Source organism: Croceitalea sp. W27, assembly GCF_055693185.1.
In genome coordinates, this window is record NZ_CM146327.1 from 1,373,321 (window position 1) to 1,395,844 (window position 22,524).

22 protein-coding genes are annotated in these 22,524 nt (G+C 37.3%); 11 read left to right on the forward strand and 11 right to left on the reverse strand.

The genetic code is table 11. The annotated features are described in order from the left end of the window. Nucleotides 1-75 precede the first annotated feature (75 nt). The 4 genes from ACZ1GR_RS06185 (at nucleotide 76) to ACZ1GR_RS06200 (ending at nucleotide 3,187) form a co-directional block, all read left to right on the forward strand. On the forward strand, nucleotides 76-1,584 hold the full coding sequence (locus ACZ1GR_RS06185) for a helicase HerA-like domain-containing protein (RefSeq protein WP_472611329.1): 1,509 nt from the start codon (nucleotides 76-78) through the stop codon (nucleotides 1,582-1,584). A 26-nt stretch (nucleotides 1,585-1,610) separates the two neighbouring features. Beyond that, the gene (locus tag ACZ1GR_RS06190; RefSeq protein ID WP_377768483.1) at nucleotides 1,611-2,156 is read left to right on the forward strand and encodes a hypothetical protein; all 546 of its coding nucleotides are present in this window, start codon (nucleotides 1,611-1,613) and stop codon (nucleotides 2,154-2,156) included. Continuing rightward, the gene (locus tag ACZ1GR_RS06195; RefSeq protein WP_472611330.1) at nucleotides 2,143-2,535 is read left to right on the forward strand and encodes a cupin domain-containing protein; all 393 of its coding nucleotides are present in this window, start codon (nucleotides 2,143-2,145) and stop codon (nucleotides 2,533-2,535) included. Before ACZ1GR_RS06190 ends, ACZ1GR_RS06195 begins: the two co-directional genes overlap by 14 nt. A gap of 76 nt (nucleotides 2,536-2,611) precedes the next feature. Beyond that, nucleotides 2,612-3,187 carry a hypothetical protein gene (locus tag ACZ1GR_RS06200; protein WP_472611331.1) on the forward strand — a complete coding sequence of 192 codons (576 nt, stop codon included), beginning with the start codon at nucleotides 2,612-2,614 and terminating at the stop codon, nucleotides 3,185-3,187. Nucleotides 3,188-3,190: 3 nt separating this feature from the next. Here ACZ1GR_RS06200 and ACZ1GR_RS06205 read toward each other — a convergent pair whose 3' ends face one another. After that, nucleotides 3,191-3,613 (reverse strand): winged helix-turn-helix transcriptional regulator, encoded by a 423-nt coding sequence (locus ACZ1GR_RS06205; protein ID WP_472611332.1) that lies wholly within the window; start codon nucleotides 3,611-3,613, stop codon nucleotides 3,191-3,193. 97 nt (nucleotides 3,614-3,710) lie between these two features. Between ACZ1GR_RS06205 and ACZ1GR_RS06210 the strand changes: the two genes are divergently transcribed. After that, the gene (locus tag ACZ1GR_RS06210; RefSeq protein WP_472611333.1) at nucleotides 3,711-4,550 is read left to right on the forward strand and encodes an alpha/beta fold hydrolase; all 840 of its coding nucleotides are present in this window, start codon (nucleotides 3,711-3,713) and stop codon (nucleotides 4,548-4,550) included. A 39-nt stretch (nucleotides 4,551-4,589) separates the two neighbouring features. Continuing rightward, the gene (locus ACZ1GR_RS06215) at nucleotides 4,590-5,033 is read left to right on the forward strand and encodes a VOC family protein (protein WP_472611334.1); all 444 of its coding nucleotides are present in this window, start codon (nucleotides 4,590-4,592) and stop codon (nucleotides 5,031-5,033) included. 239 nt (nucleotides 5,034-5,272) lie between these two features. Here ACZ1GR_RS06215 and ACZ1GR_RS06220 read toward each other — a convergent pair whose 3' ends face one another. From ACZ1GR_RS06220 to ACZ1GR_RS06260, 9 genes are all read right to left on the reverse strand, one after another. Continuing rightward, nucleotides 5,273-6,457, reverse strand: a complete 1,185-nt coding sequence (locus ACZ1GR_RS06220; RefSeq protein WP_472611335.1) for a cytochrome-c peroxidase — start codon at nucleotides 6,455-6,457, stop codon at nucleotides 5,273-5,275. Between the two features lie 348 nt (nucleotides 6,458-6,805). Further along, nucleotides 6,806-7,018 (reverse strand): hypothetical protein, encoded by a 213-nt coding sequence (locus ACZ1GR_RS06225; protein WP_472611336.1) that lies wholly within the window; start codon nucleotides 7,016-7,018, stop codon nucleotides 6,806-6,808. Nucleotides 7,019-7,192: 174 nt separating this feature from the next. Beyond that, complete coding sequence (locus tag ACZ1GR_RS06230) at nucleotides 7,193-7,630, reverse strand: hypothetical protein (protein WP_472611337.1); 438 nt, start codon at nucleotides 7,628-7,630, stop codon at nucleotides 7,193-7,195. A 112-nt stretch (nucleotides 7,631-7,742) separates the two neighbouring features. Next, a complete protein-coding gene (locus tag ACZ1GR_RS06235; RefSeq protein WP_472611338.1) occupies nucleotides 7,743-9,197 on the reverse strand; it encodes a Gfo/Idh/MocA family protein in 1,455 nt (484 codons plus the stop codon). A 14-nt stretch (nucleotides 9,198-9,211) separates the two neighbouring features. Then, nucleotides 9,212-9,994: a 3-keto-disaccharide hydrolase gene (locus ACZ1GR_RS06240; RefSeq protein WP_472611799.1), complete on the reverse strand. Its 783-nt coding sequence runs from the start codon at nucleotides 9,992-9,994 to the stop codon at nucleotides 9,212-9,214. A gap of 27 nt (nucleotides 9,995-10,021) precedes the next feature. Further along, on the reverse strand, nucleotides 10,022-11,752 hold the full coding sequence (locus ACZ1GR_RS06245; RefSeq protein WP_472611339.1) for an alpha/beta hydrolase-fold protein: 1,731 nt from the start codon (nucleotides 11,750-11,752) through the stop codon (nucleotides 10,022-10,024). 71 nt (nucleotides 11,753-11,823) lie between these two features. Then, on the reverse strand, nucleotides 11,824-12,708 hold the full coding sequence (locus ACZ1GR_RS06250) for a bifunctional 5,10-methylenetetrahydrofolate dehydrogenase/5,10-methenyltetrahydrofolate cyclohydrolase (protein WP_472611340.1): 885 nt from the start codon (nucleotides 12,706-12,708) through the stop codon (nucleotides 11,824-11,826). Nucleotides 12,709-12,764: 56 nt separating this feature from the next. Continuing rightward, nucleotides 12,765-14,093 (reverse strand): signal recognition particle protein, encoded by a 1,329-nt coding sequence (gene ffh / locus ACZ1GR_RS06255; protein ID WP_377768495.1) that lies wholly within the window; start codon nucleotides 14,091-14,093, stop codon nucleotides 12,765-12,767. Between the two features lie 145 nt (nucleotides 14,094-14,238). Beyond that, nucleotides 14,239-16,005, reverse strand: coding sequence for a hypothetical protein (locus tag ACZ1GR_RS06260; RefSeq protein WP_472611341.1), 1,767 nt, complete (start codon nucleotides 16,003-16,005; stop codon nucleotides 14,239-14,241). Nucleotides 16,006-16,124: 119 nt separating this feature from the next. Between ACZ1GR_RS06260 and ACZ1GR_RS06265 the strand changes: the two genes are divergently transcribed. The 4 genes from ACZ1GR_RS06265 to ACZ1GR_RS06280 all read left to right on the forward strand — a co-directional run bounded on the left by ACZ1GR_RS06265 (nucleotide 16,125) and on the right by ACZ1GR_RS06280 (nucleotide 20,745). Beyond that, nucleotides 16,125-16,625 (forward strand): RNA polymerase sigma factor, encoded by a 501-nt coding sequence (locus ACZ1GR_RS06265; protein ID WP_472611342.1) that lies wholly within the window; start codon nucleotides 16,125-16,127, stop codon nucleotides 16,623-16,625. Between the two features lie 114 nt (nucleotides 16,626-16,739). Continuing rightward, the gene (locus ACZ1GR_RS06270) at nucleotides 16,740-17,198 is read left to right on the forward strand and encodes a GyrI-like domain-containing protein (protein ID WP_472611343.1); all 459 of its coding nucleotides are present in this window, start codon (nucleotides 16,740-16,742) and stop codon (nucleotides 17,196-17,198) included. Nucleotides 17,199-17,294: 96 nt separating this feature from the next. Beyond that, nucleotides 17,295-18,206: a FecR family protein gene (locus ACZ1GR_RS06275; protein WP_472611344.1), complete on the forward strand. Its 912-nt coding sequence runs from the start codon at nucleotides 17,295-17,297 to the stop codon at nucleotides 18,204-18,206. A 55-nt stretch (nucleotides 18,207-18,261) separates the two neighbouring features. Beyond that, complete coding sequence (locus ACZ1GR_RS06280; protein WP_472611345.1) at nucleotides 18,262-20,745, forward strand: TonB-dependent receptor; 2,484 nt, start codon at nucleotides 18,262-18,264, stop codon at nucleotides 20,743-20,745. On the opposite strand, the gene ACZ1GR_RS06285 is transcribed toward ACZ1GR_RS06280, so the two are convergent. After that, entirely contained in the window at nucleotides 20,742-21,614 is an 873-nt protein-coding gene (locus ACZ1GR_RS06285; protein WP_472611346.1) for a Brp/Blh family beta-carotene 15,15'-dioxygenase, read from the reverse strand. The genes ACZ1GR_RS06280 and ACZ1GR_RS06285 overlap by 4 nt on opposite strands. Before the next feature lie 121 nt (nucleotides 21,615-21,735). Between ACZ1GR_RS06285 and ACZ1GR_RS06290 the strand changes: the two genes are divergently transcribed. Continuing rightward, a complete protein-coding gene (locus tag ACZ1GR_RS06290; protein ID WP_472611347.1) occupies nucleotides 21,736-22,482 on the forward strand; it encodes a bacteriorhodopsin-like in 747 nt (248 codons plus the stop codon). The last annotated feature ends 42 nt before the right edge of the window (nucleotides 22,483-22,524 follow it).

Here is a 22,524-nt window from a genome sequence, read left to right on the forward strand (position 1 = left end):
TAACTCTTAGTTGTACTCTTTGAATCTTTTTTGTCTTCTACGAAATTACCCTATTTTTATCGGAAATTGAATGCAATGAGCAACAAAGAAAAATTCTTTGCACATATCGAAAAGGGCTATACCACCAAGGGTGATTTCATTACTATGGGTGCCGGAATGATTGAAGGCGAAACCGTAAACAAGGCTTTTGTTAAAATTCCATTGAAGACCTTAAATAGGCATGGCCTAATCGCAGGCGCTACAGGTACCGGAAAGACCAAAACACTTCAAGTAATTGCCGAAAATCTTTCAGACAAAGGCATTCCTGTGCTGTTAATGGATTTAAAAGGAGACTTAAGTGGTATTGCACAACCAAGTCCTGGGCATCGAAAAATAGACGAACGTCATGAGGCGATTGGCCTTCCTTTTGATGCTAAGGGTTTCCCAGTTGAAATACTTTCGCTATCCGAACAAGAAGGTGTACGCCTTAGGGCAACTGTGTCCGAATTTGGCCCAATCTTACTTTCCAGAATTTTAGATTTGACCGTGACGCAAGAAGGTATCGTTGCTGTTGTTTTTAAATATTGCGATGACAATAAACTACCTCTTTTAGATTTAAAAGATTTTAAAAAGGTCCTGCAATATGCCACTGGAGAGGGCAAAGCAGAATTTCAAAAAGAATATGGTAGAATGTCTACCAGTTCAACAGGAACCATTCTCAGAAAAATCATTGAATTAGAACAACAGGGTGCGGACCTATTCTTTGGCGAAAAATCGTTTGATGTGGACGATTTAACACGAATCGATGAAAATGGACGTGGTTACATCAATATTATTAGACTAACCGACATACAAGGTAAGCCAAAGCTATTCTCCACCTTTATGCTAAGCCTATTAGCTGAAATCTATGCAACTTTCCCGGAACAGGGAGATAGTGATAGGCCAGAACTCATTCTGTTCATCGATGAGGCACATTTAATATTTAAAGAAGCCTCAAAAGCATTATTAGATCAGATTGAGAGTATCGTAAAATTGATACGTTCTAAAGGCATTGGGCTTTATTTTGTTACACAAAACCCTACTGATGTTCCAGATGCAGTATTGTCACAATTAGGTTTAAAAGTACAACACGCACTTAGGGCATTCACTGCAAAAGATAGAAAGGCCATTAAATTGACCGCCGAAAATTATCCGGACTCTGAATTTTATGATACCAAAGAGATTTTGACATCTTTGGGTATTGGGGAAGCTTTGATTTCTGCGCTTGATGAAAAAGGCCGACCAACACCTTTGGCAGCCACAATGCTCAGGGCACCAATGAGTAGAATGGATGTACTTACCGATTCTGAATTAAAATCCGTTATTACGTCTTCAAAACTTGTAAAGAAATACAATGACGAAATTGACAGGGAAAGTGCCTATGAGATTCTCAATGAAAAAATAGAAAAGGCAGAAAAAGAAGCCGAAAAAGAAAAGGCTAAACCCGCTGCGAGAAGAACCTCATCTCGCAGAAAGAGTACTCGTATGAACCCGATTGTAAAGGTACTGACCAGTGCAACTTTTATTAGAGGCGTGCTCGGTGTAATGAAAAAAGTGATTCGGTAATTTACCCCAACATAAACAAAAATCAAATGAAGAAAATAACTTTGTTACTTGGTCTTTGTACCACATTACTATTATCTTGTGAAGAAAAAGACACCACATATTTAATTACCGAAAATAGCATAGGAAAACTTGACAAAATTAGTCTAGCGCGTGATTTAGAGCTTATCTATGCAGACGATTCGATCGTCAAAGACACTTTCAATTCTAAACTTGGCCCTGCTTATCAAAAAGTAAAGGTTTTTGAAAAGGGCGGAAAACACCTTTTGACCTTAACCCCTAGCGATGACAGTATTCCGGTAATAGAGAATATTCGTGTTTTTGATTCACGTTTTACGACCGAAAATGGTATAGGTCTAAATAGCACTTTTAAGGACATTCAAGATAATTATACCGTAAAAAAAATCGTCACCACCCTAAACAGCGTGGTAGTTTTTGTAAAAGAAAGCGATATGTATTTTACCATTGACAAACAAGAATTACCAGCCAATCTTAGATTTGGCAGCAATACTATTGAAGAAGTTCAAATTCCTGCAGAGGCTAAGGTGAAATATCTCATGATTGGGTGGAATTAAAAATCAAGCCTTATTGAGTGCAAACTATACAATTCAAAAAGAACCTTTTGTTGTACCCACTGATGATGGCAAACATATCGCTGAACATTTTGGTAAAGCCACAGATGGAAACGGTGCTATAAGTATTGCACATATGAAAGCCCCACCGGGGTGGAGCGAACCATTTCAAACCCCAGAATTTGACGAATTCACCTTTGTGATATCCGGCAAAAAACAATTTCTGATTAATGGTGAAAAAGTGATTTTAAATGCTGGGGAATCGATTAAAATTCATAAAAACACAAGAGTTCAATACTCCAATCCGTTTAACGAAGAATGTGAATATTTAGCCATTTGCACCCCTGCATTTGATATAACAACCGTTAACAGAGAGCAATAAATCTATGTTAATTTCTTATTAATCCGGTGCTACCCTAGTTTCATTTTTGATAATTTGTATGTAAACCTGTCCAAAAATGAAAACGAATTATCTTTTGTTAGCACTAAGTATTCCCTTATTTTCTTTAGCACAATATGACTACGAACCGTCACCTGAAAATCCCTTTGGCGCGCCAAACCCTGAAGCTCCAAAAGAGCTGCTTGATTATGCCCCCTTAATTGGCGAATGCGATTGTAAATCACAATCTCGAAAGCAAGACCAAACATGGGCAGAGCCCATACCCATGAAATGGCGATTTAAATATATAATGAATGGTATGGCTATTCAAGATGAAACCCTTAAAGCAGACGGCAGGCATTCTGGCAGCATAAGACAATTCATAGCCGATAGTACGAAATGGTATGTGCATTATTACAGTGCTGCAGCGCCAACCTCAACCTTAGGAACCTGGAAAGGAGGTAAAACCAAAGAAGGTGCAATTGTACTGTACAAAGATCAAAAAGCACCAAACGGTACCGAAGGCTATTCTAGGTTGACATTCTCGAATATTAATGAAAAAGGATTTAAATGGATTGGGGAATGGGTCGATAAGACAGAAAGTGTAGCATTTCCTTTTTGGAAAATTGATTGTACCAATGGAAAAAGAGAATGAGTATTAAACTATTCCGTATTTCTCTCTATTAGCCAAAACTTTTGGGCTGTTTTGTTGCATCCATTCGGTTAGTTCCAATAGTCGTTCCACATAAGATTGCCCAAATTCCGTTAATGCATATTCAACACGAATCGGCACTTCTGGGAACGCTTTTCTAGAAATATAGCCATCGGCCTCCAAGACCTTCAAGCGTTGACTTAGCACTTTGTTAGATATACCATAAACATATTTCTTCAACTTATTAAAACGAAGGGTTTCAAAATAGCCCAACCACAATATTATTAGAGTACTCCATTGATCAGAAGCTACCGACATCACATCTCTTACCGGGCACAACTCGGGCGGGTTCTTATAATCGATATGCCCAAACATTTTTTCGATTTTTTTTACGGTCTTAACTCTCTGATTTTCAGCAATAGTTTCCATAAACATACTTAGTTGCTACATAGAACCCCCTTTTTTCTTAACAAAGGAATATGTAATTTTAGTTTCTTTAAAAGAGTAAGTTACAAAAAGTAACCAAATGAAAAAACTGTTCGCTAAAATCATTCCTCTGTTTTATGGAAAGCTTTTTAACCTTATGGTTATTTTTAACCCTAGGCAAACAGCGATAAAGGCTTTCGATGTTTTTTGCACCATACGACAAGGTCGTATTAGAACCAATCAAAAGGTGTTTTTAGACAAAGCAAAACTTGCGCTCGAAACTATTGGAGAACATAACATACAAACCTACAATTGGCCCGGTACTGGCGATACCATATTACTCATACATGGTTGGGAGAGCAATACGTTTAGATGGAGAAACCTGATTGAAAAATTAAAGGAAAAAGACTATAATATTATTGCTTTTGATGCTCCTGCACACGGCTATTCCTCCGGAAATAGATTGCACGTACCGCTGTATTCAAAATCGTCACGATTTGTAATGGACAAACATAAACCAACACACGTTATTGCGCATTCCGTTGGAGGCATGACCACGCTTTATGATCATTACGTAAATCAACATTCTTCCGTAAAAAAAATCATAACTATTGGTGCTCCGGCAGAGTTTTCACAATTTATGGACCATTATCAACACCTCTTAAAATTTAATAACAAGGTCAGAGATGCTATGAACCAAAGGTTAAAAGAATGGTTAGGGTTTAATTTTCATGAATTTTCAAGCAGAATCTTTGTTGCAAACAATACTAAAGAAGGATTACTTATACACGATACAAAAGACTTGCAAGTTCCCTATGAAGCCTCCGTTGAAGTTCATAAAAGTTGGAAAGGCAGTAAATTAATTACCACAACAGGGTTTGGTCACTCTATGCACCAAGAAGAAGTTAATACCCAAATTATTGAATTTCTACAATCTTGACCAAATCGTTACTTTTATAGTGTATTTAATCGACCACAAATGACAACAACGGTAACTCCCTTCCATATTGCAATTCCGGTACATAACCTTGCGGAATGCAGAACCTTTTATCGCGAAATTCTGAATTGTAAAGAAGGCCGTAGTAGTGACCTTTGGGTAGATTTTAATTTTTTTGGGCATCAATTGGTCATCCATTACAAACCAATCCCGATAGCTATCAGGAATAAAGAAGAAGAATTACATACCAACCCCGTTGATGGTAAAAATGTACCCGTTCCGCATTATGGTGTTGTATTGCCTTGGGATACTTTTGAATCTTTTTCTACAGAATTGAAAGCTAAAGGGGTGGATTTTGTAATTGAGCCCTATGTTCGATTTAAAGGTGAAGTTGGCGAACAAGCCACCATGTTCTTTTTAGACCCCGCAGGCAATGCCTTAGAGTTTAAGGCTTTTAAGGATATGGGGCAGCTGTTTGCTAAATAGTATTCCTTCTTAGAAAGCTATAGGTAGTTAAGCTAGTTTTCTTGATTAACTCGAGTTCGATTCAAGATAATCTATATCAACATGATCTTCCATTTTTTATGATTGACTGTCAGGTCGAGCGGAGTCGAGATCTACTTGAAGGATATATTTTAAAGACTTCTTGACTGCGTTCGAAGTGACAATGCCTGTTTTCGTTGTTATTTCGAGCACAAAGGTTAAGGTTTTATATCGACCTCAGGTTAATTAAAAGGGTCGCTCCATTTAGCCTCACTGCTAACACTATCATCTGTTAGTGTTTTTAAGAATGCCACTAAAGCGGCTTTTTCCGCTTCCGTAAAATTTAACCGAACAGGATTGCCGTTGTCATCTATTAAAGCTGGTGAAAGCGTTGGGTGGTTTTGAATACCACTATTATAATGCTCAACTACTTCTTCTAAACTGCCAAATCTCCCGTCGTGCATATACGGTGCCGTTAACTCAATATTTCTCAAACTTGTGGTCTTAAAGCGACCAACAAAAATAGAATTCGTGAATACATCACCTGCACCCAAATCGGTAACGGAAGCTATATCAAGTCCATTATTTTGTGGCCCTGGGTTGGCACTAACAAAAGCTTCTGTTGTATGGCAACCAAAACAAGCACCACCACCATTAGGAATGGTTTGAAAGAACAAATTTTTGCCTAAATTTTCCTCATCCGTGAAATTGGCGAAATTGGCACCTGGCGAAGCTGCCGATGCTCGGCCTTCATCATATTTACTTGAATAGCTAACAATACTCCTTACAAATTGAGCCAATGCTTTCGATATGTTTTCACTACTCACTTCTTGTGAGCCAAATGCACTTTCAAATAACTCAGGATAATATTCTTGTGACGCTACAGTGCTTACGACCTCCTCCAATGTCATTCCCATCTCTACAGGATCCTGAAAAGGCATTAGCACCTGTTCTTCTAGCGTACTTGCTCTTTCATCCCAAAAGAAACGACCCCTTTGGTAAAACCTTGAATTAATTAGCGTCATAGAATGTCTGCCTGTTAATCCTCCATCGAAACCAATACTTAATATTTCATCATCTGAAAAACCTTTATCCTGTATATGGCAAGAAGCACAGGCAATAGTACCATTAGCACTTAATTTTTTATCATAAAAAAGTACTCTCCCAAGGGTAGCACCTTCATTAGTAATTGGGTTATCGGTTGGCGTATTATCTAAACCAGAAATAGAGGTTGGCAAAGGCTGCCCAGCTACATTTGTTGTAAAATGAGCTGGTAGATTTAAACTTACATAATCAAATGAATCTGCGGGTAAATTTAATGCAGCTTCCTCGATTACTACAAATTCATCTTGATCTCCATCTGAACTACAGGAAAAGAATAAAAAGGCACATAAAAATAGAATTGAAAAATAAATCGGCTTAGTCATATTGATTTGGGTATTTTTAAAGTTAGACTAAACCTACCTTAAAAGGTTTAATCTCTAGCCTATTAATAGAGGCTTAAATAGTTTTTGTAATAGAAAAATAGTAACGTAGAATACTGATTTTTAGTATTTAAAGATGCTAAAACCAGCAGAATAAAAATGCAAATATTGACCGATAAATGACCAGTATATAGTATTGCTATTAATTTCTGAGAGGTATGTGCGCCGCGGCGTTAGAGTTTAAAACTTTAAGGATATGTGGTAGTTGTTTGCTAGATAAATCTTTGTTGTTTTATACTTTTTTGGTGTGGCTCAAAAAAAATAAGGAATTATAGACAATATTGACTGCGTTTATTGTAACCAGCACTTATCTGAGTCAAATCGAAAAACACCATTGTCAAAGACTGTAATCTGCTCCTTCAAATCTTCAATCCAAATAAATTCAGAAGAATCACTTTCACAAACCAAGATGAATTTTTTTCTTTCGATAAACTCCTTTGTAACTCCATCAAATAGGGAGAGAGTAGCATTGTTCTTGTGATTGTGTACGAAGCTCAACTTCAACCCAAACTCCGTTTTTATTTATCGATTTTACCCAAAAAGTTCCATCAGGAAGTTTAACTTCATCCGTTGGATTTGACTGGGACTTTGGTCTGTATTGTAAACATGATTGCAAAGAAGTCATTATTACTATTCCAAATAATATCAGGCGTATTTTTTTCATAATAAAACTTAACCTCAGATTTTATGTCTAGTAACGTGAATATCTAAAAATCTTAGTTCTCTCTCAAAGTTATCGATAGTCTTTTTGTTCATTGCAAGCATAAAACCTCCATCTTTTCCATCTATTTTTCCAATAATCCGAAGGTAAGGTCCAACTCGGATTAGTCTTTTAAATTCTATTTTTTTGATTTTTTTGATTTCAAAACTGACTTCTGCAAACTTGAAAGGCATAAATGGTCTTTTGATTAATAAGTGGGATTTTGACAGATGGAAGGTCTTTATTTTTCGCATCAATTGAACAACACCTAATAAAATCAAAAACAACCCCAACCAGAATAGTGTGGAATTTCCCTTGCTCAAAATCGAGAGTGTAATTCCAACCCCGATTTCAAGGATAGCATCAAGTAAATAAGGGATAACTTTTTTCGAATTTACTCCTATTTCTAAAATCATGTTCATTTATGATTGGTTACAAAATTTATATGTATGACCCCCTTTTATCAAAGCACCTAATTTAATTAAGCTTTAGCATATAGATTCCTGCCTTCACAGGAATGACAAAAAATTAAAACTCACGATATGGCGCGTCTAAATATTGGTTTGCCTCCTCTTCATCAAACTGTGCAGTTTCGTTATTCCAATGCAAGGTTTTGTTAGGAAAACGCCCTGCAATGACCCCTAAGAGAATGGTTTCCGTTAACCGAGCGGCATACGAAAACGGAGCGGTAACCTCATCTTTTCCTAAACAGGCATCTATAAACTGGTGATAGTGCTTAGGCCCTTCAGAAGCATAATCACGGTTAGGTGCCCCCATATTATTAGCCTTTTCAACAGCTGCGATTTCTGCTGAGATATCCACATATTCTCCATCAACAATTTTCATAGGCAATTGCATAAAATGGGGCAATAACAAGCGCCCTTTTTCACCCACAAACATGGCGCCTTGTTCCGGTAGTTTTCCTTCTTCTGCAACTTTAGCGTCCAAGGCTATTTTATCTTCCATGGATTCATCTTCTTGGGGGCTACTTTCTGCACTTGCGACTGCATTGGGCAACACCAAATCTTCATGGTTTTCTGGCGCCCCAGGGCCATCATACCAAATCCATTTAAATTCATCCGTGGTATATTTGGTGCCCGGAAATTGGTATGTTACCACATTATTTTCGGGGAAACCAAATCCATTGGGTTCCCTACAATTATTGGTTATGGTCTTAGGTACATCCAATGCCAAGGCATTGTAGGGCGTGTCAAAAATATGAACCCCCATATCCCCTAAAGTACCACAACCATAGTCCACTAATTTTCGCCAATTACCAGGGTGGTAAATATCATTCTTATACGGACGTTCTGCCGAAGTGCCTAACCAAAGGTTCCAATCCAGATTTTCTGGAACAGGGTCATTCCCTTCTGGAGCGGGGCCATCATATCCCCAATTTTTAGGCGACCAGGCATGAACGGTATGCACTTTACCAATAATTCCAGACTGGATTAATAGTGTTGCCAACATATAATCATAAAACGAATGTACCTGTATCCCCATCTGCGTCACCAAATTCTTCTCTTTGGCCAATTTTCGCATTTGTCTAGCCTCGGAAACGTGGTGCGTTAAGGGTTTTTGGCAATACACAGGTTTGTCTAAATTCATTGCCATTAAAGAAGCGGGTGCATGGGTATGGTCTGGGGTAGAAACAATGACCGCATCAATCTCATCGGCCATTTCATTAAGCATTTTTCGGTAATCGGCATATAACTTAGCATTAGGATGCTTTTCTGCGGCTTCTTTCAGTTTATTGGAATCAACATCGCACAAGGCGACCACATCAACTTTAGCATGCGATGAAATATCCCGTAAATCCTCAGCACCCATATTTCCGACGCCAATATGGGCAGTACGTATGCGTTCTTTCGCTTTTAATATGGTTTTCTTTTCTTTTTCTTTGCAAGAAAACGTCACTGCAGGAATAACGGCAGTAGAAGCTGCAAATAAACTGGACTTTTTTAAGAATTCTCTTTTTTTCATCTTTAGTTGGTTTTTTATAGTCTTTTAATTTTTATGTTTTTGAACCAAATAGGGCTTGCGTGATCCTGCAATCCTATAAAACCAGTTTTAAATTTTGCATAATCAGGAGCGTTGTCCCATTTTCCAGAGTTTTTCTTTTTGTGCCAATCTTCGGACCATGGTTCAAATTCCAATAACTTTTTACCATTGAGCCAATGCTCCACTTTCTCTGGCGTAAAAACAATCTTTGAAGAATTCCACTCCCCAACAGGGTTTAGCTTTTTTTGAGATTCATCGGCCACATGCATGGCATAATCCGCCCCAGTCTTTTGCCAGTCTTGCAGTAATTCTGGATTTTCAGACCCAAACTGGGAATTATACCCCGTTAAGTCATGAATATTGGCATAGTTTTCATCATCTATCAATTGATATTCTGGCGAGACCACAGGTGGGCCGTCATAACCTTCCTTTACATGGTAAAAGATTCCACTGTTACCGCCCTCGGGCAATTTCCACTCTAGATACAGCTCAAAATTGTCGAATTCCTCGGCAGCATAAATAATGTCTTTTCCACCCTCATAATCCTGCTCAAGTCCTAAATCTGTTTTAAAGGTAAGCGTACTATCTTCCACAACCCATCCCGGTGGCAAGGTCTTTCCATTGTAACCACGCCAACCATCGGTACTGGTGCCATCAAAAAGATACACCCAATCATTCCCAGCAACCTCTTGCTTTTCAACCTTTTTTGTTTCTTTCTTTTCTTCTTTACAGGAAACCACTAACATAGCTACTATGAGTAAATAGAGCGAAAACTTCATTTCTTTCATTTGCTTGTTTATTTATGTTTATTGATACCTCCAACTTCTTAGGTCTGCTCCTGCCGGGGCACTTTCGGCAATACGCTTCATGATTTTTGGTACGTACATAGAGTTGTACCGCATTCTCGTGATATGGTTGGGCAGTTCTGGATCACCATTCCAACAATGTTCGGCCCTATCTCCGTATAAAACCTCGCCATCGTAGTAAGGGTCTGTGGTCTGCTCTAAAAAATCTTCCATGAGATACACCGCATTGTTCAGGTAATAATTATCCATATCTCCGCAATAGATATGAATTTTGCCTTTTAAATTATCTCCAAGCTTATCCCAGTCCCGTTCTAAAATATGTCGCAGGTCAAAATTCTCTTTCCAGTATGCTGCAACTTCCGGGTTAATTTCACCGGTTTTTTTATCCCATATCCGTTCTGGATATCCTTCGTTATTCTGCGGAGAATAGGTAGCCTCCCAAATATCCCATTGTTGTCCTGATCTTGATTTTGTTCCTAACACCAGTTCTAAATGGTTTTCATCTTTTATCGTAGAACTTATTTGGCCTAGGTAATCACGATGGGCCGGCACTTCTAATTTTTTATGGTCGCTCTCATAGTAGTATGCGTTTTTATCCTCATAGATATTGGTCAAACAATAGGCCCTAAAATCAATTGGGTCAGGGCAAGCCGCAAAACAGCCATTGTATTCTTCAGGATATTTTACCTGTACCGCCAAGGCTTCCCATCCGCCCGTAGAACCACCATACAAAAACCGTGACCAACCTTCGCCCATGCCTCGAAATTCTTTTTCTATATGCGGAATAAGCTCGTAAGTGATTGCATCTCCGTAAGGCCCCTGACTGGCAGAATTGACCGCATATGAATCATCATAATAAGGGGTCGGATGCTGAATCTCAATAATCAAAAAACGCGGAAAATCAGGTTCGTTCCACCGCTTATAAAAGTCATAGGCTTCTTGTTGCTGAATGATGTTATATCCTTCAACATTAAAACGCGAAGAAAATTCAGGTTTTGTGTCAGGATCCGGCGGGGTGGTTCTAAAACCTCCAAAATCAGAAGGAAAATGACCCTGAAAAACCATTAGCGGGTATTTCGCCTCAGGATTTTCATCAAAACCTTTTGGTAATAAAATATGCGCCCCTAAATACATATCTCGACCCCAAAACTTCGAAAGCTTTTCAGATTTTATTTTAATGTGCTTAATCCACTTGGTATCCTCTGCCTCTTCAATAGGCGGAATTACCTTATCCATGGATATCTTTAAGTCTTGAATTCCATTATCACCAATCGTAATTTTAAATGGTTCATTGTACACGTTTCCTGGAGAGCGGTTCCATTGTTGGCCTTCACCATTATCCATCGGTAATTTTACCGTGTGCCCGGTTTCAAGATTAAAAGTTTCATACGTATGTAATAAAGCCTGAACATAGTATTCGCCCTGCGGGACATCTCTTAAACTAGCATATGGAAATCCGAATACGGAATCATCGAAACTGATTTCATCACCTGCTTTCATATTTTCGACATCAACCCCAAAAATAAGCTGTGTTGTTAACCCTGAATTTATCTGAAAACGAGGTTCTTTCTCATTATTTGTGGAAAGCATCAATAAAAGACGGCCATCTAAGGCCTTATCACTTGCACTTTCGGCAAAAGAAACATCTATAAGATTGTTATTTATCTCGGCGGTATCACAAGAACTTAATAACGCTATACAGAGAAATACGAGTAAAAAACGGGTTTTCATGGCTGGTTGAAATTAGTACTAAAAGATACTAATTATAATACTGTTTCTACCGCCAAACAAAATCAATTGATTTACCTGCGCATTCTATGGCGCTCTCTGGCCAACAAGGTGTTTTTAAGTAACATGGCAATGGTCATTGGTCCAACGCCGCCAGGAACTGGAGTAATGTAAGAAGCTTTCTTGCTCACATTTTCAAAATCAACATCACCTGTAATGTAGTATCCTCGTTCACAGGTCTCATCAGGCACGCGAGTAATACCTACATCTATAACAACCGCATCATCTTTAACCATTTCTGCCTTTAAGAAATTAGGCACTCCCAACGCAGAAATAACAATGTCCGCTTGTGATATAATTTGTGTAATGTTTTTCGTATGACTGTGAGTTAAGGTAACCGTAGAATTACCGGGCCAACCCTTACGCCCCATCAAAATACTCATAGGTCGACCTACAATATGACTTCTACCGATAACTACGGTATGCTTTCCTTTGGTATCAACATTATAACGCTCTAAAAGTTCTAAAATACCAAATGGGGTCGCAGGGATAAAGGTGCTCATATCCAATGCCATTTTTCCAAAATTGGCAGGGTGAAATCCATCTACATCTTTATCAGGGTGAATGGCCATGATTACTTCTTGCGTATCTATTTGTTCCGGTAAAGGAAGCTGAACAATAAAACCGTCTATGTTTTCATCCTTATTAAGCTCATCGATTTTTTTCAGTAATTCTTGCTCTGAAGTAGTGCTGGGCATCTTAATCAAAGTAGATTCAAACCCGATACGCTCGCACGACCTTACTTTGCTGCCGACATAGGTTAAGCTAGCCCCATCATTACCCACTATTATCGCGGCTAAATGTGGTACTTTTTCACCATTCGCCTTCATTTTTGCAACCTCGGCCGCAATTTCATTTTTGATATCGTTCGATACTTTTTTACCGTCAAGAATCTCCATTTTAATTTTTATAGTTTTTCCTTACTACTAACTACTAACTACTAACTACTAACAAATCAACGCATATTCTGCATCATCTGCATCATTTTTTTACCGCCACCACCTTGCATCATCTTCATCATTTTACTCATCTGCTCAAATTGTTTCAGAAGCTGATTTACATCTTGTATGGTTCTACCACTGCCCGCAGCTATACGTTTCTTTCTACTTGAATTTAATTTTGAGGGATTTGAACGCTCATCTGGGGTCATTGAGTGGATTATAGCTTCGATATGTTTAAATGCATCATCATCGATATCAAGGCCTTTTAGCGCTTTTCCAGCACCAGGAATCATTCCCATAAGGTCCTTCATGTTCCCCATTTTCTTGATTTGCTGGATCTGGCTTAAAAAATCGTCAAAACCAAAACGGTTCTTTGCAATTTTCTTTTGGATCTTACGCGCCTGTTCTTCATCGAACTGTTCTTGTGCGCGTTCAACCAGTGATACCACATCACCCATACCTAAAATACGGTCGGCCATACGTGAAGGATAGAAAACGTCTATCGCTTCCATTTTTTCACCGGTACCGATAAACTTTATAGGCTTGTCGACTACAGATTTTATGGATATTGCAGCACCACCTCGAGTGTCACCATCTAATTTGGTTAAAATAACGCCATCAAAATTCAATATATCATTAAAAGCTTTTGCTGTATTAACAGCATCTTGCCCCGTCATGGAGTCTACAACAAAAAGGGTTTCTTGAGGGTTGATGGCCTTATGGATGTTTGAAATCTCATCCATCATTGCTTCATCAACGGCCAAACGACCTGCGGTATCTATGATAACAACATTACAACCGTTTTCTTTGGCATGTTTAACACCCGCTTTTGCAATGGCAATAGGGTCATTATTATCACGGTCAGAGAATACTTCTACACCTATTTGCTCACCAACAACATGTAACTGATCAATTGCCGCAGGACGATACACGTCACAAGCTACCAAAAGCGGTTTTTTAGTCTTCTTATTCTTAAGATAATTGGCCAGTTTACCAGAAAAAGTGGTTTTACCCGAACCTTGTAAACCAGACATTAGAATCACCGAAGGGCTACCCGTTAAATTTAACTCTTCAGCGTCACCACCCATTAAGGTGGTTAATTCGTCTTTAACGATTTTAACCATTAACTGGCCAGGTTGTAGATTGGTCAAAACATTTTGACCTAAGGCTTTTTCTTTTACGGTATTTGTAAATTCTTTTGCAATCTTAAAATTAACATCGGCATCCAATAAAGCCCTGCGGACTTCTTTCATGGTCTCCGCCACGTTAATTTCAGTGATTTGACCACGCCCTTTAAGTACGTGTAATGCCTTATCTAGTTTCTCGCTTAAATTATCGAACATGCGCTTACATCATTTTTTTGAAGAAGCACAAATTTAAGAATAACTCTTGGATTACTGATAGCCAAAGTCTAGGTTGAATTTTTGCAAAAAGAAAAAGGACGACTTTTTCAAGTCGTCCTTTTTAAATTGATGTGGGGCAAAAAACTTAAACTCTTTTTTCGAATACTAAAAAGTCTTCAGAACCATCTCCACCACTCACGCTCATTAGTTCTATTCTATCAGACGATACTTCAATAATATCCCAATCATCTGTAAGGTCACCGTAGATACCATCTTCATCAAAATTCAAGTAAAACTTCAACTCTTGGTCTTTGTTCCTTATAACTCTCCAAAGCCCCGTCAAGAAAGGATCATCATTTACAGATAATTCCACTTGGTGCATGTTAGAGAAGCTAAAATCAACTCCGTTATATGCTGCGGTCATATCAACTGCGCCTTCGCTATATAGCGCCACATTCCATTGACCACCCAACATGATATTTCTAATTTCCGAAACATCGGCATCACCAGCATTGTCATCACAAACTCGTTGCAAGACCAATTCGTAATCAGTACCATCAACTTCGAACTTTAATCTTTCATTGGTAAGTTCTCGTAACGGCCAGTTGAAATTAACGGCTTGCTCGTCACCAAAGCTTATCAGTAAGGCAAGTTTCATTTCGGCATTTAGACCAACTTCCCAAGTACCCTCTGAAACCATTATTCCATTACTTAAGGTTACAACACCTTCAGCCATAAATTTAAATTCGTAACCTAAAAGTCTATCAATTTCTACACCTTCATTCTTCACTCTTTTAATAATCCACTCACACTCTTTTAAAATCTCTCTAAGGGTGTTTGGGTCCTCACCATTGGTGTCATTTTCACAATATTGCTTAAGAATGATTTTGTTGTTATCATCTCCAAAAAGTTTTATTCTACCTTCGCCTACCTCATAGACCAACCATTGTAAGTTAAAGTCAACAAGAACCTCAAACTCTAAATCCAATACAACTCCATGGTCAGAAATACTTGTTTCCCACTCGCCAGTTAGCATATTACCTTCTCTATCTCTAACAGTAACTGCACCATCTTCGGTAAAGTTCATTAGGTACTCGAAATATTGATTTGTTTGATCTGTACCATCTCTTTTTAGTTCACGAACCAACCAAGGACATTCTACCAAGTAAGCGTCTAATCTTTCTTCACTAAAGTCGTCATCATTATAATCATTGTCATCATCTTCATCGCATTCGTCTTTAGCTGCATCTAAAGCCGCAGCCAGTTCAGCATTGTTACTTACCATAACCTCGGTACCATCAAACTTTTTTAATGTGATGGGGAAATCAATACTTACTAGGTCATCATCTTCAAGACCTTCAAAGAATCTTCTTAACTCTTTATCACTGTTAATAGTAACTGAACCTGTCTGCTGTTCATTAACATCAAAAGTGAAAAGGGTAATAGGATAAACAAAATCGATACATTCGATATCATCATCATCGCCTTCTGTACACTCTGCGATTAACTCACGAAGTGCTTCTTTGTTTTCGATAGTGATTTCCGTAAAATCACCCAGTGTAATTGTAACAGGGAAGATTATTTCTAAAATATCTTCATCATCATCGAATTCATCAAAAATTTCTTCGATTAAATGAAGGTCTTCAATGGAATCAATGGTAATTTGAATACCAGCTACCTCAACAGTGTAAGGAAAGTTAATTGCAAAACAACTTGCCCCATCAACAATGTTATCAAAAGAACCATCTTTTGTAGAAGTGTTCTTTATCAAGCTTGCTGTCGTAGAACTTGCTGTTATAGTTTCTTGGTCGCTGCCGCCATTTACTTCTTCGAACTCTTCTTGACAAGAGTTAAAAATTAGAGCCATGCTAAAAAGCCCTAGACACATTAAGTTTTTGATTATCTTTTTCATAATGATTTGGATTTATTCATTGCTTATTTGCTAGTAAAACAACATAGCATAAAAATACCCTACCTCTTTTTTAATTTTTTTTAAAATATCTTTGAGCAAGCCAAGCGATACCTTTCTAAATGAGCAACGTATGTGAGGAGCAAATCTTTAGCTCCGTGTTTAAAGCTAATTCTAAAACGATTTTCAACTATATATATTATAAGTTCGGAAATAAGGAAAAAGCAAATGATGCCGTACAGGAAGCATTTGTAAAACTCTGGGAGAATTGTGCCAAGGTAACTCCAGAGAAAGCAAAGTCTTATTTATATACCGTTGCCAACAATTTATATTTAAATGTTATAAAGGCAGAAAAGGTTCGCCTAAAATATGCAGATATGTATTCCAATTCGATCTCCAACGAGTCTCCTGAATTCGTTTTGGAAGAAAAACAATTTAAACAGAAATTAGATAAGGCCTTAGATACTTTACCAGAAAACCAACGCACCACTTTTCTTTTGAATCGTATTGATGGAAAAAAATATGCAGAAATAGCAGCAATGGAAGGTGTAAGTATTAAAGCAATTGAAAAAAGGATGCATTTGGCACTAAAAACGCTAAGGGAAAAGATTGATGGGATATGAGTAGTAAGTAGTAAGTAGTAAGTAGTAAGTAGTAAGTGAAAATATAAAATGAAGTACAAATCATTCATATTAATAATTCTAGTCAGCTTTTTAAGTTGCAGGCCAAACGATACTATGAAACAACAACTCAAAACATTTTATATAGTCGGTATAGCAACGGAATCTACTAATAATGATGAAAAATCTATTGAGGATATGGGTAAACTCTGGAGTAAATTTTATTCCGAAAAAATAAGCTCAAAAATCACTAATAAACTATCAAGTGATGTTTATTCTGTATTCACAAATTATGAATCTGACTATACTGGAAATTATACGGCAATTATTGGTCATAGAGTGAATAATCTGGAAAATGTTCCGACTGGAATGATAGGAAAAAAAATTAGTGGCGGAAAGTATAAAAAAATCATTGCTAAAGGAAAAATGCCAGATGCCATAGTCGCCGCCTGGAAACAAATTTGGTCAAAGGACAACGAACTTAGTAGAAGTTACAAAGCTGATTTTGAGGTTTACGGAATTAAATCCCAACAAGGAGATAGTTCTGAAGTCGAAATTTATTTAGGTGTTAACTGACAACTTATAGCTTAGAACTGACAGCTTAGAGCTAAAAAAATAAAAAAGTAGGGTTTTTGATTACTAGATTGTTATAAAGACATAAAGCATAGTGTTATGCAAGAAAATTATTTAGCAAAATGGCTCAATAACGAGCTTACGGAAGCAGAACTCTCAGAATTTAAAAAATCTGATGAGTATGCCTCATATATGAGAATCTCTGAGGTTTCAAAGCAATTGAAAGCACCTGATTTTGATGCGGACAATGCTTATGAGAACTTTAAAAATGCTCAAGATTTTCAAGAAACCAAAGTAATACCATTGCGTCCCTTTAAATCATTTTTAAGGGTTGCAGCAGCTATTGCCATATTACTGGCGGGCTCCTACTTCTTTTTGAATACGCTTGACCAATCATACAGCACGCAACTTGCCGAAAGAACGGAAGTGCAATTACCAGATAATTCTCAAGTAATATTAAATGCAGACTCTCAAATTTCTTTCAGCGAAAAGAAATGGACTAAAGAAAGAAACGTTGAACTAGATGGCGAAGCATTCTTTAAGGTAGCCAAAGGAAAAAAATTCACGGTTTCGACCGCATCAGGTACTGTATCCGTTTTAGGAACCCAGTTTAATGTTGAGAATAGAACTGATTTTTTTGAAGTTACTTGTTACGAAGGTTTGGTAAGTGTTCTATATAACAACAAAGAACGAAAATTACCGGCAGGAACTTCTTTTCTCGTAGTCAATGGAAAAGTAATGGATGATACTGCCATAAAAAATGGTCAACCATCATGGGTAAACAATGAGAGTTCTTTTAAAAGCATACCCTTGAAATATGTTTTGGCAGAGTTCGAAAGGCAGTTCAATGTTAAGGTTGAAACAGAAAATATTAATGATAATCAGTTATTTACTGGAAGCTTTAGCAACACAGCCATAAAAATTGCGTTAGAAAGTATAAGTACACCTTCAAAGATTAATTATAAATTAGAGGGTAATAATGTGCTTTTCTATGGCGAGAACACTCCGTAGCACTTTAGTCAAAATTCTTTTTTCGTTATTTTTCTTATTGTCAATACCATCTATTTTGGCACAAGAAGAAAACGAGGTATCCCTTAAATCTTATTTAACGGAACTCGAAAGTAAGTATGCTATTAAATTCTCGTTTGTTGACGAAGATCTTTTCGGAGTAAAAATAACTGTTCCGAACTTCAATAATTTAAACTCCATTATCACAGCGCTTGAAACCCAGACGAAGTTAAAGATTGAAAAATTAAACCAGCGCTATTACACCTTAACAAAAAGTTCTTTGGTCTCGATATGTGCAAACGTATTGGACAATTATGCCCAAAATACCATACCTGGGGCTACTGTAGAAGTTTTAGGAAGCGAAATAGCTACTGTGACCGATTCAAACGGTAGTTTTTCACTTAATGATATCCCAAGAAACGCATCGCTCAAAGTTCGATACCTAGGCTATATAACAAGGTACATTGCCATCGACGACCTAGCGGATACCGCTGAGTGTACGAACATCTTACTTGATGAAAATTTAGAAAGGCTCGAAGAGGTCGTGGTTTATGAATTTCTGACTTCGGGTCTTGTAAAACAAGCCGACGCTAGCATTACATTGAATACTGCGGAGTTAGGAATATTACCGGGCCTCATTGAACCTGACGTACTACAATCGGTTCAGGCATTACCCGGTGTTAAGAGTATTGATGAAACTGTTTCCGATATCAATGTCCGCGGGGGTACAAATGATCAGAACCTTATACTATGGAACGGAATTAAAATGTATCAATCTGGTCACTTTTTTGGATTAATTTCTGCCTTTAACCCTTATCTAACCGATAAGGTAACGCTGTACAAAAATGGCACACCAACGCATTATGGAGATGGCGTCAGTAGTGTTATTAGCATGCAAACCAAAGATGATATTGAGGGATTGTTTGTCGGTGGAGCGGGTATAAACCTCATTAGCGGAGATGTATATGGTCAATTTCCAATAAATGATAAAGTAGCTTTTCAATTCTCTGCACGTCGTTCGACCACCGATTTTTTAAACACACCGACCTATAACAGTTTTACAGAACGCGCTTTTCAAGATTCAGAAATACAGAATCAGCAGAATCAAACCATTGATGAAAATATTGATAGGGATGTTACTTTTCTTTTCTATGATTTTACTGCAAAACTCCTTTATGATATTAATGAAAATCAAAAGTTGCGTCTCAATTTTATCGGTATGACCAATGATTTACGGTATATACAAACAAATACGAACACCAGTGAAACCACACAAAGTTTTTTAGAACAGGCCAATGTTTCGCTTGGCTTACAACTTCAAAGTCAATGGAATTCTAAATTCTCATCACATTTAAACGTATATGTGTCCAGATATGACCTAGGTGCAGAAAACTTTTTTAATAATAATCAGCTGCTCATTCAAGAAAATACAGTTATCGAAAATGCCCTGAAATTTGATTCTACCTACGCCATTTCTGACCGGTTATCTTTGGGTAATGGCTACCAATATATTGAAACGGGCATAACAAATATTACCGATGTCACACAACCTCCTTTCGACTCAAATATTAGAGGTGTAATTCGAATACACGCTCCCTACTCACAAATCAACTATACTTCTTTTGAAAATAGGCTTATTGCGAGTGGCGGACTACGTGTCAACTACATCGAAAATCTTGATACTTTTTCTAAATGGTTGTTAGAGCCTAGATTAAATGTGAATTTTAGGTTAGCTAAAAACCTACGGGCGCAACTCTTAGGAGAATTCAAAAGTCAGTCTACCAATCAAGTAATAGACTTAGAACAGAACTTTTTAGGTGTCGAAAAAAGGCGTTGGATTCTTTCAGATGAAAATGAATTACCTATCACACGTAGCAAACAAGGTTCTATTGGACTTAACTACGAGAAAAATTCTTTTTATGTCGGATTGGAAGCGTTCTATAAAAAGGTTGAAGGTATTAGCACCAGAACCCAAGGTTTTCAAAATCAAAATCAATTTAGTGGAGAAATAGGCGAATACGATGTCAAAGGCCTTGAATTTTTAATCAATAAAAGAGGTAGCAATTATAGTACTTGGCTTAGTTATACCTACAATAAGAATGACTATAATTTCGACAGCATTCCTCCAAACCTTTTTCCAAACAATTTGGATGTGCGCCATGCGATAACCTTAGCCGGCACCTACAACATAAAAAAACTCAAGTTAGGCTTAGGGATTAATTATAGAACAGGTAAGCCATTTACTGCACCACAAGAAGGAGATGCAGCTTTAGATACTACCTCATTTCCCAATAGAATCAATTACGAAGAGCCCAATAGCAGTAGACTACCCGAATACTTGAGGGTTGATGCCTCTGCCAACTATGGCTTCAATATTACCAGAAGATTAAAAGGTAGCGCAAGTATTTCAGTCTTGAACCTGACCAATCGAAAAAATATATTAAATCAATATTACCGTGTTTCGGAAAACAACGAAATTGAAACGGTCATAAATAGCTCGTTAGGCATTACACCTAATGTGAGTTTTAGAGTTAAATTTTAAGAATGTTTAAGTCTAGACATCACTATAACATGAGGAAAAGTGATAGCTGCCAAGAAATAAATTAATATAGAAATAAGGTGTGCCCTATTATCAATAAAAAAAGCAAATAAAATACAAAGACCCACTACCGATACTGCCCAATAAACCCAAGAAGAATGCAAATACTTGATAAAGTGTTGCCTACTTGAATTGCCATATAAAAATTTAATCTGGTCTTTAAGTGAAGGTAGACTGTGCCAGATTACAAAATAAATACAAAACCCCCAAAGAAGATTTGCAGTGGAAAATACAACGAAAAGTACCAATAGGTAAAAAAATTCTTCAACGAGATTAACCATTATCTTTTTTGTAACACTCATATACGCCAGAATTGTAGTAAGAAAAATGCCTGCCCCTAACAATCCATATCCAAAAAAGACATCTATAATTTCAAACCCGGTTACCTCTTTAAGTATTAAAGTCACTTTGTTTATATTTAAATAGAATATCATAAACAGTATTGTTAATCCATAAAAGAAGTACAATAGTATCGAAAATAGTGACTCCTTGGTAGACCTACTGCTCAAATGTTGCTCACCAAAATGGTAACCGCTCAACATAATAAATAAGATGAGTGCAGCCGGAGGATAGCATAAAAATAAGAGTGATATACTGCAAACTGTAAGAATATAATAGCCTAAAACCCTATAAAAACCAAAAGAGAGACCATTCTTTTTTGCGCTTATGCGAATTACACTAATATCGTTCGCTCCATGCAAAACACCAAATGTTAGTATTAGAGCATAGGCCAAATAAGTTTGAATCGAACCACTGAACATAGTTGAAATCCAAAGACAAAAAAATGTACTTACAATAATCCAGTTCTTCAAAATACTAGAATTTTGATTTTGTTTAAATATATTAAAAAAATATTAAACAATATTATCTATTTTTTGTTTAAGTTTTATTAGATTTGATTCAACAAAACGCAAACAATTAACTTTTATATATATGAAAACAATGTTTCTAAACATGCCTCTTTTGGCAGACGTATCAAAAATTGCCACTGACGACTACGTCGGTTTCACATTCTTTGTGGGATGCATGGCTATGATGGCAGCTTCGGCTTTCTTCTTTTTATCAATGAACGATTTTGACAAAAAATGGAAAACTTCCATTTTAGTTTCTGGTCTTATCACCTTTATTGCAGCTGTGCACTATTGGTACATGCGTGATTACTGGGCTGCATTTGAAGAATCTCCAACATTTTTCCGTTATGTCGACTGGGTTTTAACGGTACCTTTAATGTGTGTAGAGTTTTACTTGATTCTTAAGGTTGCGGGCGCTAGAAAATCATTAATGTGGAAGCTTATTCTTGCATCCGTAGTAATGCTTGTTACAGGTTACTTTGGCGAAGCAGTATACAATACCGGTAGCGGACCTGCAGTTTGGGGTCTCATTTCAGGGATAGCTTATTTCTACATCGTATATGAAATATGGTTAGGTAGTGCCAAAAAATTGGCGACCGAAGCGGGCGGTGCAGTTTTAAAAGCACATAAAATGCTTTGTTGGTTCGTATTAGTCGGGTGGGCAATTTATCCACTTGGATATATGGCCGGAACACCGGGCTGGTATGACGGACTTGCAAATTTAGGCCTTAATATGGATGTTATCTACAACATTGGAGACGCCATAAATAAAATAGGATTTGGTCTTGTGGTTTACGGTGCTGCAGTTGCAGCCCGGGACAAGAACTAATCTTATAATTTTAGTTGGTTACTAAATTAAGGTCCAGATTTA